Source organism: Alcaligenes ammonioxydans, from assembly GCF_019343455.1.
GTDB lineage: Bacteria > Pseudomonadota > Gammaproteobacteria > Burkholderiales > Burkholderiaceae_B > Alcaligenes > Alcaligenes ammonioxydans.
Genome location: NZ_CP049362.1, coordinates 2,212,573 through 2,232,848, shown reverse-complemented (window position 1 = coordinate 2,232,848; position 20,276 = coordinate 2,212,573). Strand labels below are relative to the sequence as shown.

Sequence of the window (20,276 nt, the reverse complement as noted above, 5' to 3'; positions counted from 1 at the left end):
CTTGCTCTTTTGCATGACTGATACACTGCTATCCTTATTGATACTTCGTAAAGAGAGGGGGGAACTTCACTATGATGACTTTACGCACACTGGCTCGAATTTTGGCGCCCGTTGGTCTGCTCGCCTTGGCTGCTTGTCAAACCGTACAAGAAAAGCCGAGTGACGCTGCCGGTACGTCCAGCGCGGCAACGCAGGCTCCCTCTACGTCAGCGCAACAAGCACCCGCTCAGGCCGGGGCCGAGCAACAGGCAGCGCCTGTGCAGATCTTTTTGGCTGATACACAGGAACAAGCAGGTTGGGCTCGCGTCGATGTGCAGCCCAATGGTGTGCTGTTCGTGAATCCACGCGCCGTTGTGGTGCGTGAGGATTTGGTGGGCGTGCAGGCCGGCACAAACGACAGCAAAGAGGGTTTGCTGGCGCTGGATCTGACGCCTGAAGCGGCTCAGCGTTTGCTGCAAGTGACGACCCAGTTCCCCAAAAAGCGTCTGGCTTTGGTCGTGGGTGACACCATGTTGGCGGCACCTGCGTATGGTTCGCCCGTTAAAGACGGCCGCCTGATTTTCATGGTAGGCACGGAAGCCAATGCGCTGGCGGCGGCTCGCGCCATAGCCGGCCCGCAGGCGACCCAAAACAACGGCAAGAAGTAAGCGCGATTGTTTGATTTGAATGCTGCTCTGGCCCTGGGTTCACCCAAGTCCGGCTGTTTGAAAAACGCGGTGGGCGCCAGCCCGCTGCTCTTGTTCCTGACAGGAAAGTCGGTATGGTGAACCCACCAGGCAGTCTTGCTTTCTACATTCTTTCTTTCCGGGTTCTGATCGCCCTGCACGGGGCGGCGCTTGTGTTCATCATGTTGATGGGCACGGGGGCGATCTCATCAGTTTTTGTTCCCGCCTTCTTACGCCTGCCCTTGTTTGTCTTTTTAATGGGGGTGGTGTCAGCCTTTCTGGCCTTGTGTTGGAGCCAGTGGACCTTGGTCTGGCACAGTTCCAGGACAGGGCGCCGTTGGGCCTGGATACCCGGATTCTGTTCTGCCTTCTTTCTGGCCCTGAGCTTGGCGCTGTTTGTGATTGGCGTCTGGGGCACCTTGGGTTTGGCCGACCTTGCCTATCAACATAGTGAATGGCTGACAGGCCAGTAAAGCGGACCGGTTTTTAGCGTACCCAATAGTGATCCGGCAGCATCCTTGAACGATGCCATGCCAGCAGGCTGGGCTTTCGCATGTCGGGTCCTGCCATCTGCTGCGTAGATCGGCGTTGTATTTTCTGCAATAGCCCCAATTCCTCCTCGCTTTTTTCAGCTTTGCGGTTTTAAAATATGCGCATTGCGTATATTTCATAAGCGAGAGCTGATATGGCCGTCTCCCAACAAGTTTTTTTGCGTGATGCAATGCGTCGCCTGAACCTGACTCGTGACGTTTTTGCGGCACGTATTGGGGTGAAGCGTCGTGCTCTTGACACCTGGCTGCTGCCGGAAGGCTCCTTGGAGTCCCGGGCCATGCCCGAAGTGGTGCAGCGCTTTGTCACGGAAATCGTGGAAAATGAAGCGTTGCTGAGCAAGTATGCGCAAAGCGCACAGTCGGGCCCCTTGCGTGATCGCATTGCCACCGGTGGCAAACATCAGCTCTTGTCAGTTGACCAGTTCACCCGTGAAACCGTGGAAGAGCTGTGCAGTCTGGCCGACATCATGCAGCCTATCGCCCGCCGTCAGAAAGTATCGCGCGTGCTGGAAGGCGCTGTGCTGGGTAACCTGTTTTTTGAAGCCTCGACTCGTACCCGCGTCAGCTTCGGCTCGGCCTTTTGCCGCCTCGGTGGTTCGGTGTGTGACACGACCGGCTTTACCTTTTCCTCCATGGCCAAAGGCGAATCCATTTACGACACCAGCCGCGTCATGAGCGGTTACGTGGACGCCATGGTGATTCGTCATCCCGAACAGGGTTCGGTTGCTGAATTTGCGCGTGCCACCAACATCCCGGTGGTGAATGGTGGTGACGGGGCGGGTGAACACCCCAGCCAGGCCTTGCTGGATTTGTATACCATCAGCACGGAGTTCTCCCGTCTGGGCAAATTGTTGGACGGCGCACATATCGCCCTGGTGGGTGACTTGAAATATGGCCGTACCGTGCATTCGCTCATCAAGCTGCTGGGCATGTACCGCGGCCTGAAATTTACATTGATTGCGCCTCCTGGCCTGGAGATGCCCGAACATATTGTCGAGCAGGTGGCCAAGCAAGGTAAGCATGTGATCGAGCAGACCAGTTCCTTGGAAAAAGGCTTGCCCGGTGTGGACGTGATTTACGCCACGCGTGTACAAAAAGAGCGGTTTGAGGAAGGGCAGGACGGCAGCTTTACGGCCGACTTTCAAGTTAACAAGGCGATTATTGATCGCTGCTGCGGCCCGGATGTGATTGTGATGCACCCGCTGCCACGCGATAGCCGCGAAGGGGCCCATGATTTGAGCGTGGATCTGAACCACGACCCTCGTCTGGCTATTTTCCGCCAGGCTGACAATGGGATTCCTGTCCGCATGGCTATCTTTGCCGTTTTGTTGGGTGTGGAAACGTTGGTGCAGCACTCGATGCGGGATGTGACCTGGAATCCTCCCTCCCACGTCGGTCCTGATGATGCGGTTTTCCACGGTATGTACTAAGTGGAGCAGGCGTCAGCGCTAAATACACATGAATAGAAAAACCGGGGCTCTGAATCAGAGCCCCGGTTTTTTTCTCTTTGATAAAAGTGCTTTTTAAGTCTGCTGGGTGAGCAGGCTTAGAGCGATATGCCAGGCCGAATCGCCGCCAGGAGGCGAAGAGTCAGCCCGGCAAATCCACCTTTACTTGGACGTAGGCATGGCAAATTCCGCTCCCTTGGAGATGCTTTCTGGCCAGCGCTGCATGATGGATTTCTGGCGGGTGTAAAAGCGCACGCCTTCTTCACCGTAGGCGTGCATATCGCCAAACAGGCTCTTCTTCCAGCCACCAAAGCCGTGCCAGGCCATAGGGACAGGAATAGGGACGTTGATACCAACCATGCCCACATGGATGCGGCGGCCAAATTCACGGGCCACGTTACCGTCGCTGGTAAAGCAAGCCACACCGTTGCCGAACTGGTGCTTGTTGATCAGCTCAATGGCGCTGGCCAGATCCGGTACGCGTACGCAGCACAGAACAGGGCCAAAGATCTCGTCCTGATACACGCTCATGTCGGGGGTGACGTGATCGAACAGGGTGCCGCCCATCCAGAAACCGTCCTCGCATCCTTCACCGGCTTTGGCGCCGTCAAAGTTACGGCCATCCACCAGCAGCTTGGCGCCTTCTTGTACCCCTTTGTCGATGCAGCCACGGATGCGTTCGCGCGCTTGAGGGGTCACGATGGGGCCCATTTCGGCGGCAGCATTGGTGCCGTTCAGAATCTTCAGACTGCGAGTACGTTCTTCCAGCTTGGGCAGGATGCGTTCGGCAGAGTCACCCACCAGTACGGCCACCGAGATGGCCATGCAACGCTCGCCAGCCGAGCCGTAGGCGGCGCCGATCAGGGCGTCCACGGTCAGGTCGATATCGGCGTCAGGCATGACGACCAGGTGGTTCTTGGCGCCGCCCAGCGCCTGAACACGTTTTCCGCCCGTTGCGCCCATTTCATAAATGCGATTGGCAATCGGGGTGGAACCTACAAAGGATACCGCCTGAACATCCGGGTGATTGACCAGGGCCTCAACCGCGTCTTTATCACCCTGCACCACGTTGAATACGCCGTCTGGCAGGCCGGCTTGCTTGAGCAGCTCGGCGATGAACAGGCTGGGGCTGGGGTCAATGGGACTGGGTTTGAGTACGAACGTGTTACCGGCCGCGATAGCGACAGGAAACATCCACATGGGAACCATGACGGGAAAGTTGAAGGGAGTGATGCCCGCCACGACTCCCAGAGGCTGGCGCAGGGTCCAGTTATCGATATTGGTGCTGACCTGTTCGGTGAAATCACCTTTGAGCAGTTGGGGGATACCGCAAGCAAATTCCACAATCTCAATGCCTCGGGTGACCTCGCCCATAGCATCGGATAAGACCTTGCCGTGCTCAGCAGTGATCATGGCAGCCAGTTTTTCCTTGTTCTCATTGAGCAAGGCCAAAAAATTGAACAGCACACGGGCGCGGCGCAGGGGCGGCGTGTCGGCCCAGGCTGGGAAAGCGGCCTGGGCACTGGCCACGGCGTTGTCGATATCCTGCTGGTTACCCAGTTTGACCTTGGCGCTGACCTGGCCGGTAGCCGGGTTGTATACCGCTTGAGTGCGTGTGCCGGCGCCAGCGTGCTGGCCACCTCCGATGTAGTGAGCAATTTCGGGGGTGTTTAACTCTGTCATGGTGATGCTCCTGCTGGGATGAATGGAAACAAGGGGCGGCAAGTTCGTCAGGTGACTTGCCGCCAGAGTACCAGTTATCTAGTGAGACACGGCGGCAATGCCGACGGCGGTTTCAGCCCGGACCTGCTGGGCGTCAAACCCGGCGCGGTCCTGGCTGGCGCGGCGGCTGCTGTCCAGCTTCGATACCAGGTAGATCATGAAAAATGCCAAAGGCATGGAAATCAGGGTGGGGAAGTCGTAAGGAAATACGGCTTCGGAAAAGCCTAGAATGCGCACCCAGACGGCGGGCGAGAGAATCACCAGCCCCAGGGCCACAAGCAGGCCGCTTAAACCGCCATAAATGACGCCGCGAGTCGTCACCCCGCGCCAGTACATGGACATCAGCAAGACCGGGAAATTGGCCGAGGCCGCGATACTGAAAGCCAGGGCAACCAGGAAGGCGACATTCTGATCGCGGAACAACAGCCCCAGGAAAATGGCGACAAGGCCAATGCCAATGGAAGCCAGACGATTGACGCGCATGGCCTGGGAGGGGGTGACCTCGTCACGACGGATCACCTTGGCGTACAAGTCATGCGCAATGGCCGAGGCACCGGCCAGGGTCAAGCCACTGACCACGGCCAGAATCGTGGCAAAGGAGACCGCGGCCAGCAAACCGAACAGGAGGTTGCCGCCCAGGGCCGTAGCCAGATGCATGATAGGCATGTTCGAGCCGCCCAGCACCATGCCGCCCACCTTGCCGTCCACGTAGAATTCGGGGTGATTCGGCAGGATGGCCATGGCAGCCAGGCCCAGAAAACAGATCACCACAAAGAACACACCCATCAGGCCAGTCGCCACAAAGACGGATTTGCGAGCGGCTCGCGCATCGGGCACGGTGAAAAAGCGCATCATGATGTGCGGCAGACCGGCAATGCCAAACACCAGCGAGACGGCCAGTGACAGGCCGGAGAAGGGATCGGCCATGAGTTTCCAGGGGCCTTTCATGGCAGTACCAGCCTGGTGATGGTCGGCCGCAGCGCTGACCAGAGCGGAAAAGTCGAAGTTGAAGTAATACAGGGCCAGGGCCGCCATCAGAAAGCCATTACCCATCATCAGGACGGCCTTGATGATTTGTACCCAGGTGGTAGCCACCATGCCGCCAACGACCACATATACCATCATCAGCAGACCCACCGCTACCACGGCATAGGTGTAATCAATACCAAAAAGCAGTTGTACCAGTTGCCCGGCACCGACCATTTGGACGATCAGGTAAAACAGCACGACGGTCAGCGAGCTGATGGCGGTAAAGATGCGGGTGCTGCGTTCATCCAGACGGTACGAGACAATATCGCTCAGGGTGTAGCGGCCCAGGTTGCGCAAACGCTCGGCAATCAAAAACATGATGATCGGCCAGCCCATAAAGGCGCAGACGGCGTACAGCAAGGAGTCAAAGCCGTTGGTAAACGCCAGGGACGAAATGCCCAGCAGGGTCGCTGCGGACATATAGTCACCCACAATGGCCAGACCGTTTTGTGTGCCGGTAATGCCTCCGCCCGCCGTGTAAAAGTCCGAGCTGGAGCGCGTGCGCGACGATGCCCAGTACGTGATGCCCAAGGTCACCACGACAAAGGCCCCAAAGATCAAAATGGCTTGAGTATTCATGGGTTCACCTTGGCCAGTACGCGCTCGCACAAGGGGTCAAAGCGGGTGTTGGCGATGTGGATATACACGCCAGTCAATAACCAGGACACAAAAATCAGTCCTATTCCGTACACCATGCCTGCGTTGACGGCTCCTCCACCGCCCAGGTCATGGGTCAACACAGTCGGCCAGAAAATGGCCATTACAATAAACAGGCCCGTCAGTCCCAGGCAGATGCCGGCGCAGGCAAATGCCAGACGCCGACGCTGCGACTTGAGTTGTTCATATTCCTGTAGTCCGGACAGTGCCCGGCTTAACTCTTGATGCGACAGCATGGTTTTGTCTCCGTATTGTTGTGATTACTGCCCATGTCCGCCTGGCCGATGTTATTTGCTCGGCTTCACTTTATGAGCTTTCTTGTTAACGAACTCGCCCAGGCGCTCTTGTACGTCCCGCCCGGTCTGTACGACCGCTGCCATCAAGCCCTCGGCAAAGAGACCATCGGTGGCAGACATATCGGCAATGCGGCTGATCGAACTGACGATGGCGTAGTTCGATAAGAGGGCATTGCCCGCAATGCGCTGGGCCAGTTCCAGGCTCAGCTCATAGGCTGTTTTGGGATTGGCTTCGTTGTTGCACACGTAATGCGCCAGCCCCAGACGCTCTCCTTCCACGGCATCGAGCACACGACCTGTCAGCATCAGTTCGATCATGCGGTTCGGAGAGATGATTTTTGCCGTTCGCACGGTGGCACCGCCGCCAGTAAAGATGCCGCGTGTACCCTCGGGCAGGGCAAAAAAGGTACTGCTGTCGGCAACGCGGATGTGCGCGGCACTGGCCAGTTCCAGCCCACCTCCGACCACTGCGCCTTGCAGGCAGGCAATGACGGGAATGCCGCCGTGCTCAATCTTGTCAAAGGCCCGGTGCCAGCTTTGGCAGACACGCAGAAAGTCCACCGCGCTCCGTTCTTTATCGTGGTGCTCTTTCAGGTCCAGGCCTGCGCAAAAGTGATCGCCTTCGGCCTTCATCAGAATTACCCGGATATGCTCGGGAATATTGGAAAAGTAGGCGTCAATTTCAGCGATGGCCTCTTCATCCAGGGCATTGCGCTTGTGCGCCTTGTTCAGCGTGACAATTCCGATGTTGTCCAACTCGGTGGTGAGCAGGAAAGGGGCGGCCATAAAAAACTCCTTGTGTTACGTAAATGCGAGGGCAGTGGTGCAAGTCAGCGGGGATCGGTTTGATCGGTCAGCATCTTGCGCAGCGCCATTTTTTGAATTTTTCCAGTTGCTGTCATGGGCATCTGGTCGATGAAAATGACTTTGTCGGGTACGGACCAGCGGGTGACGCGATCCTGGTAGCGCTTGAGCAGGTGGATCTCGTCCAGCTCAGCGCCTTCGCGGGGCACCACGAACAGGACTGGTCGTTCGCCCCATTTGTCGTCGGCCTGGGCGATACAGGCAGCCAGCTCAACCAAGGGTTCTTCCATGGCGATGTTTTCGATCTCGATCGAAGAGATCCATTCGCCACCGGACTTGATCACATCCTTGCTACGGTCGGTAATGTAGACATAGCCGTCGGCGTCGATGGAGCCTACGTCGCCAGTGCGGAACCAGCCGTTTTCGCTGGCCAGATCGGGCTTGCCGTAATAGCGGTCCATGATCCAGTTGCCCTGGATCAGCAGGTGGCCGCTGCTCTTGCCGTCGCGTGGCAAGGTATTGCCTTGGTCGTCAACGGTCTTCAGGCGTGCACCGAACAGGGCACGGCCTTGAGAGGCTAGAACGTGCTGTTTCTGCGCCTCGGGCAAGGTGCGGTGCTTGGGCAGTAGTTGGCAGACGGTGCCCAGCGGCGAGGTCTCAGTCATGCCCCAGGCATGGCGTACCGTAATGCCGTATTGAGCCCAGCTGGCAATCATATTGGGCGGGCAGGCCGAACCGCCAATCAAAATGCGACTCAAGGTGCTAAATGTCTTGCCTTGAGCGTTGGCGTAATCCAGCACGGTTTTCCAGATGGTGGGTACACCAGCGGACAGCGTCACGCCGGCGCGCTCACACAGGGAATAAATGCGCTCACCTTGCAGATTGGCGCCAGGCAGTACCAGTTTGGCGCCGGACATCAGCGCAGAGTAGGGCAGGCCCCAGGCATTGACGTGAAACATGGGCACCAGCGGCATGACAGCGTCGGCGCTGGCAATGCACAGCGCATTGGGGTGCGCTGAGGCATAGGCATGCAAAAGGGTGGAACGATGGGAATAGAGCGCGCCCTTGGGGTCGCCGGTGGTGCCGGAGGTGTAGCACAGGCCGCTGGCGGTGTGCTCGTCAAAGACCGGCCATTCAAAGCCCGTCGTATCGTTGCCCAGCCAATCTTCATACTGGTCGGCCAGGTCACCTTGTGCCTTGCTACCCATGCGTACCCAGTGTCGGACGCTGGGACACTGGCTGCGCAGATCGCTGACCAGGTCCTCAAAATGTTCGTCATAAAACATCACCGCGTCTTGGGCATCATTGATGATGAAGGCAATTTGCTCGCGCGTCAGGCGGGGGTTGACGGTATGGCAGACCAGACCGATACCCGAGGTGGCATAGTAAATTTCCAGGTGACGATAGGTGTTCCATGCTAATGTCGCCACGCGCTCGCCCGCTTGCACCCCATGCTGTCGCAGTCCCTGGGCCAAATCCTGAACCCGCTGGGCAAAGTCAAGATAGCGGTAGCGATGCAGCTCGCCATTGTCCAGGGCGGTGACGATTTCTTGCTCCGGGTTATTCTCTACGGCATGGGTGAGAATTGAACTGATGAGCAAGGGCATGTGCATCATATTTCCAGTGCCTAACATGGTGATGTCTCCTTGTATTATGACTATCAGCATAGGATGGTTTCGCCCCTTGCCCAATAGCGAATACTGTCGTTGAATATGCAAAAAGTGACAATCTTTGAAGGGTCATGGAAAGATGAATGCTTTGCCCGGCACGCTACCGGTTCCTGTCGATGCTGCGCACACTGCCACGGTGGCGCTGGATCTGGTGCAGGACTGGTTTCACAGTTTGCGCACCAGCTATTCGGAACAGGTGCTGGATCATTGCCTGAAGCAGTCAGGCATCGTGAAGGATTTTATTGATCGCCCTGGCGCTCGTCTGACGCGGGATCAACTGGTGCGCTTGTATCAGGTCAGCGCCCGTAAAACAGGCGATGAGATGATGGGGTTCTGGACCCGGCCTATACGGGCGGGAGCCTTGAAATACATCGTGCGCACGGTGCGGGATGCGCCGTCCATCAATGTGGCTTTGTACCGCTTTACCCAGTTCTGGAATCTGTTGCTGGACGATTTCAGCCTGAATCTGATCCGCACCGATACAGACCTGGGTATTGAGCTGGTGCCCCGCTATGGGGATGCCTGTGTGCATCGTTTCGGACATGCCCTGATGCTCAAGCTCACGCACGGCATCGTGTCCTGGCTGATGGGGCGTGAGGTGCCCGTGCAACAAGTGGCTTTTGCGTTTGCGCGGCCAGCGTTCGCGGCGGATTACTCCGTCTTGTTTCCTGCTTCAGTGAGTTTTGATGTGCCGTGCTCACACATTGTGTTTGGCGCGGAACTCGGTCAGGTGCGTCCGCAGCGCACTCAGGTGGAGGCCAGGGCCTTTCTGGAGCGGGCCCCGCGCGACTGGATTTTCACCTCGTATCATGAGCATGCCCTGCGATTGAAAGTACGGGAGATTTTGCACACCGATCTGGGTTTGACCCTGCAGGACGTGTCGGGGAAACTGCATATTTCGGCGCGTACCCTGATCCGCAGACTTCAGGAAGAAGGTCTGTCCTTTCAAGGGATTAAGGATGAATTGCGCCGGGATCTGGCGATTTTCAAATTGCTGCGCAAAGATATGTCGCTGGCTGAAATTGCGTATGCATTGAAGTTCAGTTCGCCAGCGACCTTTCACCGGGCTTTCCGTCATTGGACGGGGATGACGCCCGGTGTGTATCGTGCCGCTCAGCAGGAGCTAAGCTGAAGTGGGAGCCAGCAGTCCAGGAAGGACGTGGGCTTACTTGCGTTCACCGCCCAGCACCTCGACCAGGTCGCTGATCATTTTAGCCAGTTCGGACGTCATCAGCGTCATGTCCGCATCGAAGATTTCTTCGTCGTTGACGGCAGTCACATCCTGCTTTTCCGTCAGGATATCGAGCGGTGCGACACGTTTGATGTCCAGCGCGTCGGTCAGTACAAAGCTGATGCGATCCGCCCAGGTCATGGCCAGTCGGGTGCATTGCTTGCCCGCTTCGACGTGCTTGCGCACTTCGTCGATATCGGCACTTTGCTTGACGTAGCGCACGGCCGCACCGCTATCGCCCGTCGAACGTAGCTCGGTGTCCTGGTCAATGGTGAAATTGGCCAGCTGTTCTTCTTCCACCAGCCAGGAGGTCATGGCGGCGCCGGGGGATTGTTCGGTGTAAAGCGGCTGCACAGGGAACGGTTCCACGCTTTTGGCCAGCAGCCCCAGCACTTCATCACTTTTAGCCGTAGCCGCCGCATCAATGGCCAGCCAGTGGTTGCGGGTGTCCAGCCAGACCCGGGTGTCGCGCGAGACCGCAAAAGCACGCGGCATCAGATCTACGATGACCTGTTCCTTGATTTCCTTCATCTGCTTGCGGCCGGGCTTGTAGCCTTGCTGCTCCTCAATATCACGCGCCTTCTCGCGCGCGACCTGATTGATGACTGTGGTGGGCAGCAGTTTCTTTTCGGCGCGCAGGGCGATCAGATACTGACCGTTGACCTCATGCACCAGGGCATTGTTTTCACGGGGACTAACCCAGCCCAGGCTCAAGGGTTCCTGGCTGGAGCCTGGCGTAAAGCTGTGTTTGGCCAGAGCTTCTTCCAGCTCTGCGGCGGAACATGTCCAGTCGGGGGAGAGGCGATAGATGCGTAGATTCTTAAACCACATGGAGACGAAGATAAATAAACGTAGAAAAGGAGCGGGCATACAGCCCGAGGCAATGTTCGATTGTACGCGCAGATGTTCTTGTGCCGCCCGGCCATTTACGCACCCTTGCATTTGCCAGTCCATCTGGCCTTTTTGCGACACGCCAGGCTATCCGCCTGCAGACAGGGCTAACGATTGATATCGTTATGGCGCGTCTCTCGCACAAAAGGCGCACCAATGGCGACGGTGAGCAGGCACACCAGAATCGGGTACCACAGGCCGTCATAAATATTGCCGGTAAGCGCAATCAGGGCAAAAGACAGGGTCGGTAAGAAGCCGCCGAACCAGCCGTTGCCGATGTGATAGGGCAGACTCATGGAGGTGTAGCGGATACGAATCGGGAACATCTCCACCAGCATGGCGGCGATAGGGCCGTAGACTGCCGTGACCAGCGCTACCAGATAAGTCAGCAAGACCACCAGCATGAGCTTGTTAACCTGTTCGGGATCGGCCCTGTCCGGGTATCCGTACTGACGCATGGTGTCGGTCAGTTCGTTTTTCAGTTCCTGCGAGTGCCGGGCAAAATCGGCCCGGCTCAGGTGCCCACCCTCAAAGCCATCAATCACATGATCGCCAATTCGGACCTGGGCGACCTGGCCGGGGGCGCCCTTGACGTTGTTGTAGCTGACCGCATGGCTGGCCATATACGACTTCACAATGTCGCAAGAACTGGTGAAGGTATGGCTGCCCACTGGATTGAACTGGAAGGAGCAACGGGTCGGATCGGTGATGACCGTAACCGGGGCGTTGCGTTGGGCCTGCACCAGAGCAGGGTTGGCAAAATAAGCCAGCCCTTGAAACACGGGGTAGTAGGTGAGTGCAGCCAGCAGACAGCCCGTCAGAATAATGGGTTTGCGTCCGACCTGATCGGATAGCCAGCCAAAAAAGATGAACAGGGGAGTGGCCAGCAAGAGGGAGATGACCATCAGGGTTTGTGCCAGCGTGGCCTGCAGTCCCAGCATTTGCGTAATGAAGAACAAAGCGTAGAACTGCCCCGTATACCAGACCACGCCCTGGCCTGCCGTCAGCCCGAACAAGGCCAGCAGAGCGATGCGCAGATTGGCCCAGCGGCCAAAGGACTCGGTAATGGGCGAGGTCGACAACGTGCCTTCTTCCTTGATGTGCTGAAAGGCGGGCGACTCTTTCAGGTTCATCCGTATCCACACGGAAATGGCCAGCAGCAGCACGGAAATCAAAAATGGAATACGCCAGCCCCAGACGACAAAAGCTTCTTCGCCGACCAGACTGCGTATGCCCATGATGACCAGCAGCGACAGCAATAAACCGACTGATGCCGTGGTCTGAATCCAGCTGGTATAAAAGCCGCGCCGGTGCTGGGGAGCGTACTCGGCCACATAGGTTGCAGCGCCGCCGTACTCACCTCCCATGGCCAGACCCTGCAGTAGACGCAGGACGATCAGCATGATGGGGGCGGCGATCCCGATAGCCTCATAGCTGGGTAGGACGCCCACCAAAAAAGTGGACAGGCCCATCAGTAAAATGGTGATCAGAAAAGTGTACTTTCGTCCAACACGATCGCCGATGCGGCCAAAGATCAGGGCGCCAAAGGGGCGCACTGCAAAGCCCGCCGCAAAAGCCAGCAAGGCAAAGATAAAGCCGGCCGTCGGGTTGACGGCAGAAAAAAAGTGCTGGGCCAAAATGGCCGCCATGGAGCCATACAGATAGAAGTCATACCACTCGAACATGGTCCCCAGGGCCGAGGCAAAAATAACCTTGCGTCCCTGGGTGTCGAGTTTGTTCTTGGTTTTGTGGGAGGCAACACTGGTGATTGTCTGGGGCATGCGTTCAGGCTCTCCAAGGCAAAGACAGTGGGAAACTGACACGCAAGCGCAGGCCACTGGGTTGGCCTCCCGTCAGTGGCATGAAGTCGATGGAGGCGCCATGAATGTCAGCAATCTCCCGCACGATGGCCAAGCCCAGACCACTGCCGTCGGCCTGGTTGCCCATGATGCGATAAAACCGGTCAAAGATTCGTGACTGATGCTCCGCGGGAATACCGGGCCCATTGTCTTCAATCTCCAGCCAGCCTTTGCCGGCTGCCTGACCCGTACGCAGGGTGATCCAGCCACCGGCCGGTGTGTAGATCAGGGCGTTGTCCAGCAGATTGTTGATCAGTTCGTCAAGTAACACCGGATCGGCCTGCAAAAGGATGGCCTTGGGGTGGTTTTCCAAGCCGAGGTCCAGCCCTAGACTCAGGGCGTCCGGCACCCGTTGGCCTACATGCAGTTCAGTCAAGGTGTTCAGGTCCAGGCTCTGCTTGGTGGGGGCATAGAGGGCATCGCTGCTTTCGGCGCGCGCCAGCGCCAGCATTTGCGTGACCAGCCGCGTGGCGCGCTCTGTGCCGCGGACCAGCTGTTGCAGGCTGGCTTCCGTTTGTTGGGGGTCACGCTCTCGCAGGGCCAGTTCGGCTTGTGTGCGTATGCCCGCCAGAGGAGTTTTCAACTGATGGGCTGCGTTGGCAACAAACTGTCTTTGAGTGGCGGAGAACTGGGCCTGCTGAGCCAAAAGACCGTTCATGGCATCGATCAGCGGCACAATTTCGGCCGGAGCCTGTTCCTGGTCCACAGGCGACAGGTCGCCCGGCGCCCGGGCTCGCAGGCGCGCCTGCAGCAGGTTCAGGGGCTCCAGCCCGTGCGTCAGCCCCAGTCCAGCCAGCATGGCTGCCAGCGGCACAAGAATGAATTGCGGAGTCAGCATTCCGATCAGAATTTCCCGGTGTAGCACCGCTCTATGTTCATTCGTTTCAGCGGCAACCGCCAGAAAAGGCGTGTTGTTTTTGTCCTTGCCCCCCCAGACATAGGCCAGACGCAGACTCTGATCGTCCAGAACCACATCCCGGTAACGCAGCAGGTCGGTGTCATAGCTCCAGCTGTCGGGAACTGGCAAATGGGCATTGCCGGCCAACGGGGCTCCATTGGCATCGCGGATTTGCCAGAGGGTGGGCGTGGGACTTTCCTGCCGCAAAATGGTTTGCGCGCCGTGCGACAGCTCAATAGGCTGGTTCAGGTCCTGGCGGCTGATTTCCACCCGCAGCAGGTCCAGATGATCGCGCAAGGTGCGGTCATAGGGCGAGTTGGCAATATGCTGGGCGATGAAATAGGTAATGACAATGCCCACGGTCCACAGCAGAAACAAGGGCCCGAAAATCCAGATCATGATCTTGTGGATGAGCGGACGTGGCGCCCCGCGCCTTTTTCGGGCGGGCGCGACAGTGGCACGTGATGGGGGCGACGCGGGCTGCATGGACGATCCCTTCGCTTAGGCTGGAGCGTCTTCTCGCAGTTTTTCCGGTTCCAGACAGTATCCCAGGCCCCGCACAGTCAAGATGCGCACGCCGCTGGGCTCCAGCTTTTTGCGCAGGCGGTGAATGTAGACCTCAATGGCATTAGGGGTGACTTCCTCCCCCCACTCACAGAGCAGATCCACGAACTGGTTCTTGCTGATCATGCGCCCGCTGCGCGACAGGAAAATCTCCAGCAAACTGGTTTCGCGGGCTGACAGCTCCAGGGGTTGATTGTCGATATACGCCATACGGCCCTTCAGGTCGAAGCTCAGCCGTTTGTGATGCAGCAAGGCGCTGCTGGTGCCGGTACTGCGCCGCGTCAGGGCGCGTACCCGCGCTTCCAGCTCCGTCAGGGCAAAGGGCTTGGACATATAGTCGTCTGCGCCCAGGTCCAGGCCGCGCACGCGCTGCTCCACCGTGTCGCTGGCAGTCAGTATCAGCACGGGAAGCGTGTCCTGCCGCTGGCGGATGGACTGCAATACGGACAGGCCAGGCTTTTTGGGCAAGTCCAGGTCCAGAATCAACAGGTCAAAACTTTGAAGCTGCAAGGCCGAGTCGGCGCTATCGCCATCGTGCACGACATCGACCGCATAGCCTTCGTAGCGTAAGGAGCGAGAAAGTCCATCCGCGAGAATACTGTCGTCTTCAGCTATGAGTATGCGCATGACCCTACACAAACAAATGATTGAATGGCTGGCTGGCATTGTGGCACAAGGCTGTCAGGCCGGTCAGTAGGGGATAACGAGGCTGCAGGCCTAATTTATTTGAATATCTGTGTATATATACAGTATAATTTGATGCAATAATGAGGTTTGAATTTTAATTGTCGTGCCCGTCCGTTGGGGCGCCATTCCACAGTCAAGGATTTTTCATGGACGATAAAAACAGCAAAGCAGTGGCCTCGGAACGTTCCAAGGCGTTGGCCGCCGCTCTGTCGCAAATCGAAAAGCAGTTCGGCAAGGGTTCGATCATGCGCTATGGCGACGACACCGTCGAGCACGACATCCAGGTGGTTTCCACGGGCTCGCTGGGTTTGGACATTGCTTTGGGCGTTGGTGGTCTGCCTCGTGGTCGCGTTATCGAGATTTATGGGCCGGAGTCCTCGGGTAAGACCACCTTGACCTTGCAAGTGATTGCCGAAATGCAAAAGCTCAAGGGAACGTGCGCGTTTATTGACGCTGAGCACGCGCTGGATGTGCAGTATGCTCAAAAGCTGGGCGTTAATCTGGCTGATCTGCTGATCTCTCAGCCCGACACGGGTGAGCAGGCCCTGGAAATTACCGAAGCCCTGGTACGTTCGGGCTCGGTGGACCTGATTGTCATAGACTCGGTCGCGGCGCTGACCCCCAAGGCTGAAATCGAAGGCGATATGGGCGATTCCCTCCCTGGTCTGCAAGCCCGCCTGATGAGTCAGGCCCTGCGCAAGTTGACCGCCACCATCAAGCGTGCCAATTGTACGGTTATCTTCATTAATCAGATCCGCATGAAGATCGGTGTCATGTTCGGCAACCCCGAAACCACCACGGGCGGTAACGCATTGAAGTTTTACTCGTCCGTGCGTCTGGATATTCGTCGCATCGGCTCGATCAAGCGCGGTGACGAAATGGTGGGTAACGAAACCCGCGTTAAAGTGGTCAAGAACAAGGTCGCGCCTCCGTTCAAACAGACCGAGTTCGACATCATGTACGGCAGCGGTATTTCGCGTGAAGGCGAGATTATCGATCTGGGCGTACAAACCGGCGTGGTCGACAAGGCGGGCGCCTGGTACAGCTACGACGGCAACCGGATTGGCCAGGGCAAGGACAATGTGCGGGAATTCCTGAAAGAGCGTCCGGAGCTGGCGCGTGAAATCGAAAACAAGGTTCGCGAGAAACTGGGCGTAGCCTTGATGAGCACCACGGTCAGCCGTGCCGAAGCTGCGCCTGTTGTTGACGCGCCCGAGGGTGATCGTTGATCTCTCCTCCTGAGTTCGATGAGGAACCCTTTGAGACCGATCCGGAAGAAATCCGGGAACGGAAGCAGGCTCAAAGGGAGCGTATCGCTGCGCTTTCTGCCCGATCTACAAACTCGGGCAGAAATGGCGAGCCTGCCAGTGTTGGCGATGATGCTTCGGCTGTAGAAAAGAAAGCGACCTCCAAACGGGCGGGGCTTTCGCTTAAGGCCAGAGCCTTGAATTTTCTGTCCAGACGTGAGTATTCACGTTTGGAGTTGGGCCGGCGCTTGGCGCCCCATGCTGATAGTGCAGAAGAAGTGGAAGCCCTGCTTGACGCACTGGTCGAGCAAAAGTGGCTGTCTGACGAACGTTTTGCGCACAGCGTCGTCAATCGTCGCGCCTCGCGGGTGGGCACCCGGGTCATTTTGCAAGAGCTTCGCCAGCATGGCGTCGATGTGCATCAGACTGAAATTATTAAAGAAGAATTGATGGCAACTGAGCTGGAGCGTGCCAAACAGGTGTGGAGCAAGAAGTTCAGCGCCCCCCCGGATGACCCTCGCAGTTACGCAAAGCAGTATCGTTTCATGGCCAGCCGTGGCTTTTCGGGTCGTATCTTGCAGCAGATCCTGGGCGACTGGGAAGACGATCTAGCCTGAGCAAGCTGACTCTTTTGCGTTGCTCGCGCACTTGGTGATTGCGGGGCGCAGTTGCCGGTAATCCGATCCATTTGCCTACGTTGAACCCTCTCGGCTTGGGGCATGTCTGACTGCCGCCCCTTGCCTGAATTTTCAATCTGACCCGCGGGGTTTATCCTTTTGCCGCAAGGAGTCAATGAGTCACGCTTGAGCAGCCACAATCCCTTGCAGGCTTTTAAAGCAGGTCGCGCGTGCCTGTGCCAGGAAGGCTTGCACATAGTTCGCTTGCACATCTTCACTTCTGACGCTTGCGTAAAGCGTTCGCCACACACCATGCTCCCCCAGGCGACAGGTGCGAATTGAGGCCGGGTTCAAGAACTCCGTCAAGGCCCAATTGGGCAGAGCCGCCACTCCGCGCTGACTGGCCACCAATTGCACGATCATAGGGGTTAGTTCGGCTTGCCGAAGCGCAGCAGGCTCTACATCGGCTGGTGTCAGAAATTGCGTAAAAATATCGAGACGGTGGCGCTCTACCGGATAGGTAATCAGAACTTGATCTGCCAGTTGAGACGGTTCTATATAGCGATATTGCGACAAGGGGTGCTGTCTGGAAACCGCTAGAACCAGCTCGTAGCGGAAAAGAGGCTCGTAATGCACAGCCGGATCGGCCTGAGGATCTGATGTAATCACCACGTCCAGGTCCCCGCGCATCAAGGCGGGCAAGGGGGCAAAAGAAAAAGCTGCGCTCAAATCCAGTGTGACATCGGGCCACTCTTGTCTGAAGGCATCCAATGCCGGCATCAACCATTGAAAGCAGGAGTGGCAGTCGATGGCGACATGCAGGCGCCCCGTTTGCCCGGCGGCAAGACGCTGCAGGTCACGCTCGGTAGCGCGTACACGCGGCAAGATGTCATCAGCCAACATCAGGATACGCAAGGCGGCCGTGGTCAGACGGGCGGGGCGGGTGCGACGGTTCAGCAGTGGCACGTGCAGTCGGGACTCCAGATCGCGTAACTGGTGCGAGAGAGCAGACTGGGTGACATTCAGGCGCTCGGCGGCCTCTTGCAAGCTTCCGCTGTCACGGATGGCGCTTAGGGTTTCCAGGTGACGGATTTCAAGCATGTTGAGAAAAACTCATATTCCACACAGCGTATCTGATTTTCTTACTAATTATACAGAGGCAATGATTCGCTCCTGCTTGATAAGGGCATCTCTATTGATGCACAGCGTGTTGATGATGACAGTTGTTCATGATCTGGGTGTGGGTGCCCCAGCATCGGGCTAGGGCAGGCTTGGGGACCACTTTAGTCGGCCAAGCCGAGCGGAAGCGTTCAGGTTCCGCGCTCCCCAGCGGGGAAACGGAAATGCCTGGTTGCACTGGACAGGGGGGGTAAAACGGCACACCTGACCAAGTTCACAGGAACGGTGAGGCAGGGTGGATGGGCTTGTCCGGCAAAGGGTCGTTTTTTTCATGCGAATTTGGTATACCGTAGGATGCACCGCGCATGAAACCTGCGTTTGGCCCGCCTGGAATGCGCTTACAGATTATGTAAGTGGCTGATACGGAACATACGAGGTGCGTTATACTTGATCAGTTTCAATCTTGCCGCCTCGTTCATATCAATGCCTTTGCCTCCGCCGTCCGTTGCCCGTGAACCATTGCATACGCGTACCATCACGGTACAGTCGTTCGCACGGGAAGATGGCCTTTGGGATCTGGAGGCGTCGTTGCTGGATATCAAGTCCTATGACTTTCCCATCCGTAACGGTCAGACCCACAAGGCGGGCGATCCTGTTCACCTGATGCATCTGCGTGTCACCATCGACAGCAGCTTTGCCATTGTGGATGCCGTGGCGGTCTATGACGCAGCTCCCTACCAGGACAACTGTTCGTCCATTTCAGATGCCTATCGCAAATTGGTCGGTCTGAATTTGCTCAAGCAATTTCGTCAGGGTGTCAAAGAGCGTTTCGGACGCTCGGCAGGCTGTACGCACATGAGCGAGTTGGCGCTGGTCCTGCCCACCGCAGCCGTGCAGACCATGGCCGGTCGGCGTCGCAGTAGCGGGGAATCAGAAATTTATCGTACCGACAAGCAGCCTTTCCATCTGGATGGCTGCCATGCCTTGCGCTTGAGCGGTCCCGTGGTTGAGGAGTTTTACCCCGTCTGGTATCGACCCAAAGTGACGGATGGGGTGGAGTAGTTTTTTGTTTTAGTCAGGTTTCAGGCTCAGGCCTGGAGTTCCTGCCTTCTTTTTTTATTGTGTTTTTAGACTGACAGGTATCACATGAAAATTCACGAATATCAGGGCAAAGCACTGCTTAAGCAGTTTGGCGTTGCCGTGCCACGCGGAATTCCTGCCTTCTCCGTCGATGAAGCGGTTGCAGCTGCGCAGGAGCTGGGTGGCTCTGTGTGGGTTGTCAAAGCCCAGATTCACGCCGGTGGCCGTGGCAAGGGCGGTGGCGTCAAACTGGCTCGTTCGATTGACGAAGTGCGTCAACTGGCCTCGGAAATCCTGGGCATGCAGCTGATCACTCACCAGACCGGTCCTGAAGGCCAGAAGGTGGGTCGCCTGCTGATCGAGGAAGGCGCGGACATCAAGAAAGAGTACTACGTCGGTATCGTGACCGACCGTGCTACCCAGCGTGTAGCCGTGATGGCATCCAGCGAAGGCGGCATGGAAATTGAAGAAGTGGCCGAGCGCAACCCCGACGCCATTCTGAAAGAGTTCGTGGACCCTGCTGTCGGTTTGACCAATGAGCAGGCTACCAAGCTGGCCCGCGGTATTGGCGTGCCTGACGCTTCGATCGACAAGGCGGTTGCCGAATTCCAGAAGCTGTACAAGTGCTACACCGAAACGGACGCGGAACTGGCTGAGATCAACCCTCTGATCCTGACCGGCTCGGGCGACATCATTGCGTTGGACGCCAAGTTCAACTTCGATAGCAACGCTTTGTTCCGTCACCCCGATATCGTGGCGTTCCGTGATCTGGCTGAAGAAGATCCTGCTGAGGTTGAAGCCAGCAAATACGATCTGGCCTACATCCAGCTGGACGGCAATATCGGCTGCCTGGTCAACGGCGCCGGTCTGGCCATGGCGACCATGGACACCATCAAGCTGTTTGGCGGCGAGCCTGCCAACTTCCTGGACGTGGGCGGTGGCGCTACGGCCGAAAAAGTTACTGAAGCCTTCAAGATCATGTTGGCCAACAAGGGCGTCAAAGCCATTCTGGTTAACATCTTCGGCGGCATCATGCGCTGCGACGTGATCGCTGAAGGCGTGATCGCTGCGTGCAAGGCCGTCAACCTGAACGTGCCTCTGGTGGTACGCATGAAGGGTACCAACGAAGAGCTGGGCAAGAAGATGCTGGCCGATTCCGGTCTGCCCATCATCAGTGCTGACACCATGGCCGAAGCGGCGACTGCTGTTGTCGCTGCCGCCAAGTAAGAAAAGGTTGAGGA

The 20,276-nt window shown here is 57.3% G+C and carries 18 protein-coding genes; 8 read left to right on the top strand and 10 right to left on the bottom strand.

Going from position 1 to position 20,276, the window contains the following annotated elements:
- Positions 1–71: 71 nt before the first annotated feature.
- The 3 genes from FE795_RS10285 (at position 72) to FE795_RS10275 (ending at position 2,646) form a co-directional block, all read left to right on the top strand.
- Positions 72–647 (top strand): hypothetical protein, encoded by a 576-nt coding sequence (locus FE795_RS10285; protein ID WP_059317545.1) that lies wholly within the window; start codon positions 72–74, stop codon positions 645–647.
- 113 nt (positions 648–760) lie between these two features.
- Positions 761–1,138 carry a hypothetical protein gene (locus FE795_RS10280; RefSeq protein WP_219234885.1) on the top strand — a complete coding sequence of 126 codons (378 nt, stop codon included), beginning with the start codon at positions 761–763 and terminating at the stop codon, positions 1,136–1,138.
- A gap of 212 nt (positions 1,139–1,350) precedes the next feature.
- Complete coding sequence (locus FE795_RS10275; protein ID WP_003799495.1) at positions 1,351–2,646, top strand: aspartate carbamoyltransferase; 1,296 nt, start codon at positions 1,351–1,353, stop codon at positions 2,644–2,646.
- A 180-nt stretch (positions 2,647–2,826) separates the two neighbouring features.
- On the opposite strand, the gene FE795_RS10270 is transcribed toward FE795_RS10275, so the two are convergent.
- The 5 genes from FE795_RS10270 to FE795_RS10250 all read right to left on the bottom strand — a co-directional run bounded on the left by FE795_RS10270 (position 2,827) and on the right by FE795_RS10250 (position 8,806).
- Positions 2,827–4,347 (bottom strand): CoA-acylating methylmalonate-semialdehyde dehydrogenase, encoded by a 1,521-nt coding sequence (locus FE795_RS10270; RefSeq protein WP_131070640.1) that lies wholly within the window; start codon positions 4,345–4,347, stop codon positions 2,827–2,829.
- 78 nt (positions 4,348–4,425) lie between these two features.
- The gene (gene actP / locus FE795_RS10265; RefSeq protein ID WP_003799500.1) at positions 4,426–5,994 is read right to left on the bottom strand and encodes a cation/acetate symporter ActP; all 1,569 of its coding nucleotides are present in this window, start codon (positions 5,992–5,994) and stop codon (positions 4,426–4,428) included.
- Entirely contained in the window at positions 5,991–6,308 is a 318-nt protein-coding gene (locus FE795_RS10260; RefSeq protein ID WP_131070639.1) for a DUF485 domain-containing protein, read from the bottom strand. The genes actP and FE795_RS10260 overlap by 4 nt, the downstream gene beginning before the upstream one ends.
- 51 nt (positions 6,309–6,359) lie before the next feature.
- The gene (locus FE795_RS10255) at positions 6,360–7,154 is read right to left on the bottom strand and encodes a crotonase/enoyl-CoA hydratase family protein (protein WP_003799503.1); all 795 of its coding nucleotides are present in this window, start codon (positions 7,152–7,154) and stop codon (positions 6,360–6,362) included.
- 44 nt (positions 7,155–7,198) lie between these two features.
- Positions 7,199–8,806 (bottom strand): long-chain-fatty-acid--CoA ligase, encoded by a 1,608-nt coding sequence (locus FE795_RS10250; RefSeq protein ID WP_131070638.1) that lies wholly within the window; start codon positions 8,804–8,806, stop codon positions 7,199–7,201.
- A 115-nt stretch (positions 8,807–8,921) separates the two neighbouring features.
- On the opposite strand from FE795_RS10250, the gene FE795_RS10245 reads away from it, so the two are divergent.
- Positions 8,922–9,974: a helix-turn-helix domain-containing protein gene (locus FE795_RS10245; RefSeq protein ID WP_003799507.1), complete on the top strand. Its 1,053-nt coding sequence runs from the start codon at positions 8,922–8,924 to the stop codon at positions 9,972–9,974.
- A gap of 33 nt (positions 9,975–10,007) precedes the next feature.
- Here FE795_RS10245 and FE795_RS10240 read toward each other — a convergent pair whose 3' ends face one another.
- The 4 genes from FE795_RS10240 to FE795_RS10225 all read right to left on the bottom strand — a co-directional run bounded on the left by FE795_RS10240 (position 10,008) and on the right by FE795_RS10225 (position 14,912).
- Positions 10,008–10,904: a recombination-associated protein RdgC gene (locus FE795_RS10240; RefSeq protein ID WP_003799509.1), complete on the bottom strand. Its 897-nt coding sequence runs from the start codon at positions 10,902–10,904 to the stop codon at positions 10,008–10,010.
- A 167-nt stretch (positions 10,905–11,071) separates the two neighbouring features.
- Positions 11,072–12,745, bottom strand: a complete 1,674-nt coding sequence (locus tag FE795_RS10235; protein ID WP_131070637.1) for an MFS transporter — start codon at positions 12,743–12,745, stop codon at positions 11,072–11,074.
- A gap of 4 nt (positions 12,746–12,749) precedes the next feature.
- A complete protein-coding gene (locus FE795_RS10230; RefSeq protein WP_003799514.1) occupies positions 12,750–14,120 on the bottom strand; it encodes a sensor histidine kinase in 1,371 nt (456 codons plus the stop codon).
- A gap of 102 nt (positions 14,121–14,222) precedes the next feature.
- Positions 14,223–14,912, bottom strand: a complete 690-nt coding sequence (locus tag FE795_RS10225) for a response regulator transcription factor (protein WP_003799515.1) — start codon at positions 14,910–14,912, stop codon at positions 14,223–14,225.
- 206 nt (positions 14,913–15,118) lie between these two features.
- Here FE795_RS10225 and recA point away from each other — a divergent pair, with 206 nt between their 5' ends.
- Positions 15,119–16,201 carry a recombinase RecA gene (gene recA, locus FE795_RS10220; protein ID WP_059317550.1) on the top strand — a complete coding sequence of 361 codons (1,083 nt, stop codon included), beginning with the start codon at positions 15,119–15,121 and terminating at the stop codon, positions 16,199–16,201.
- Positions 16,198–16,836 (top strand): recombination regulator RecX, encoded by a 639-nt coding sequence (gene recX / locus FE795_RS10215; protein ID WP_039942911.1) that lies wholly within the window; start codon positions 16,198–16,200, stop codon positions 16,834–16,836. The genes recA and recX overlap by 4 nt, the downstream gene beginning before the upstream one ends.
- A 180-nt stretch (positions 16,837–17,016) precedes the next feature.
- Here recX and FE795_RS10210 read toward each other — a convergent pair whose 3' ends face one another.
- Positions 17,017–17,937: a LysR family transcriptional regulator gene (locus tag FE795_RS10210; RefSeq protein WP_003799522.1), complete on the bottom strand. Its 921-nt coding sequence runs from the start codon at positions 17,935–17,937 to the stop codon at positions 17,017–17,019.
- 501 nt (positions 17,938–18,438) lie between these two features.
- On the opposite strand from FE795_RS10210, the gene FE795_RS10205 reads away from it, so the two are divergent.
- Together FE795_RS10205 and sucC are read left to right on the top strand one after the other, a co-directional pair.
- The gene (locus FE795_RS10205; protein ID WP_039942913.1) at positions 18,439–19,017 is read left to right on the top strand and encodes a DUF2889 domain-containing protein; all 579 of its coding nucleotides are present in this window, start codon (positions 18,439–18,441) and stop codon (positions 19,015–19,017) included.
- Between the two features lie 84 nt (positions 19,018–19,101).
- Positions 19,102–20,262: an ADP-forming succinate--CoA ligase subunit beta gene (sucC, locus tag FE795_RS10200; protein ID WP_003799526.1), complete on the top strand. Its 1,161-nt coding sequence runs from the start codon at positions 19,102–19,104 to the stop codon at positions 20,260–20,262.
- Positions 20,263–20,276: the final 14 nt, after the last annotated feature.

Coding starts and splice junctions, on each gene's coding strand:
- FE795_RS10285 (WP_059317545.1), top strand. CDS start 72: ATGATGACTTTACGCACACTGGCTCGAATTTTGGCGCCCGTTGGTCTG.
- FE795_RS10280 (WP_219234885.1), top strand. CDS start 761: ATGGTGAACCCACCAGGCAGTCTTGCTTTCTACATTCTTTCTTTCCGG.
- FE795_RS10275 (WP_003799495.1), top strand. CDS start 1,351: ATGGCCGTCTCCCAACAAGTTTTTTTGCGTGATGCAATGCGTCGCCTG.
- FE795_RS10270 (WP_131070640.1), bottom strand. CDS start 4,347: ATGACAGAGTTAAACACCCCCGAAATTGCTCACTACATCGGAGGTGGC.
- actP (WP_003799500.1), bottom strand. CDS start 5,994: ATGAATACTCAAGCCATTTTGATCTTTGGGGCCTTTGTCGTGGTGACC.
- FE795_RS10260 (WP_131070639.1), bottom strand. CDS start 6,308: ATGCTGTCGCATCAAGAGTTAAGCCGGGCACTGTCCGGACTACAGGAA.
- FE795_RS10255 (WP_003799503.1), bottom strand. CDS start 7,154: ATGGCCGCCCCTTTCCTGCTCACCACCGAGTTGGACAACATCGGAATT.
- FE795_RS10250 (WP_131070638.1), bottom strand. CDS start 8,806: ATGTTAGGCACTGGAAATATGATGCACATGCCCTTGCTCATCAGTTCA.
- FE795_RS10245 (WP_003799507.1), top strand. CDS start 8,922: ATGAATGCTTTGCCCGGCACGCTACCGGTTCCTGTCGATGCTGCGCAC.
- FE795_RS10240 (WP_003799509.1), bottom strand. CDS start 10,904: ATGTGGTTTAAGAATCTACGCATCTATCGCCTCTCCCCCGACTGGACA.
- FE795_RS10235 (WP_131070637.1), bottom strand. CDS start 12,745: ATGCCCCAGACAATCACCAGTGTTGCCTCCCACAAAACCAAGAACAAA.
- FE795_RS10230 (WP_003799514.1), bottom strand. CDS start 14,120: ATGATCTGGATTTTCGGGCCCTTGTTTCTGCTGTGGACCGTGGGCATT.
- FE795_RS10225 (WP_003799515.1), bottom strand. CDS start 14,912: ATGCGCATACTCATAGCTGAAGACGACAGTATTCTCGCGGATGGACTT.
- recA (WP_059317550.1), top strand. CDS start 15,119: ATGGACGATAAAAACAGCAAAGCAGTGGCCTCGGAACGTTCCAAGGCG.
- FE795_RS10210 (WP_003799522.1), bottom strand. CDS start 17,937: ATGCTTGAAATCCGTCACCTGGAAACCCTAAGCGCCATCCGTGACAGC.
- FE795_RS10205 (WP_039942913.1), top strand. CDS start 18,439: ATGCCTTTGCCTCCGCCGTCCGTTGCCCGTGAACCATTGCATACGCGT.
- sucC (WP_003799526.1), top strand. CDS start 19,102: ATGAAAATTCACGAATATCAGGGCAAAGCACTGCTTAAGCAGTTTGGC.